Below are 828 nucleotides of genomic sequence, written 5' to 3'. Positions count from 1 at the left end.
AGGTTTTACGGCGGATGCGCTCACGTTTGAGCAACTGGAAGAAACTCTCTGCGACAGCGTTGTCATGGCAGTTGCCCCGTCGGCTCATGCTGGGCTGCAGTTTGTGGCTCTTGAGGAAGTCCTGCCATTCATGGCTAGTGAATTGGCAGCCCTGGTCTGAATGAACCAGCACCGTTTTGCTGGGCCTGCGCCGCCAAACGGCCATCAGCAACGCATCCAAAGCCAACTGGGTGTCGATGCGGTTGCCCATGGACCAACCCACCACCTGACGCGAGAACAGGTCAATAACCACCGATAGGTACAGCCAGCCTTCGTGAGTGCGGATGTAGGTAATGTCCGTCACCCACGCCTGGTTGGGCATTTCCACCGAGAACTGCTGCTCCAGCACATTGGGTGCGACCACGGCAGGCTGACCGCCTCGGGGGCTGGGACATCTGCGGTAACCCCGCTGGGCCTGCAAGCCTTCTTGCTTGAGCAGCTTGGCCACCCGGTGTTTGCTGCACCGCTCGCCCAGGTCACGCATGTCCAGGGTGAGTTTGCGGTAACCGTACACCCCACCGCTTTCCAGCCAGGCGTGCTTGAGCAAGCCCAGTAACCTGCGGTCGTCCTGGGCACGGGCACTTTGCGGTTGCGCCTTCCAGGCGTAGTACCCGCTGGGGTGCAGCCGCAAAACACGGCACATGCCTCGCACGCTGTACAGCGCTTGGTGCTGAGCGATGAATGCGTACTTCAGCGGGACTGCCGCGCGAAGTACGCCGCCGCTTTTTTTAGGATGTCACGCTCCTCGGTGACCCGTTTGAGCTCGGCCTTCAGGCGGCGCAGTTCATC

The 828-nt window shown here is 60.9% G+C and carries 1 pseudogene; it reads right to left on the bottom strand.

The window, feature by feature from the left end:
• Positions 1–828 (bottom strand): annotated as a pseudogene (locus J1777_RS14205) (IS3 family transposase); the annotation flags it as partial.

It is taken from the genome of Comamonas denitrificans (genome assembly GCF_017368815.1).
GTDB classification, from domain to species: domain Bacteria; phylum Pseudomonadota; class Gammaproteobacteria; order Burkholderiales; family Burkholderiaceae_C; genus Comamonas; species Comamonas denitrificans.
Note: the sequence above shows the minus strand (reverse complement) of the source record. Positions and strands in the feature narration are given on the sequence as shown.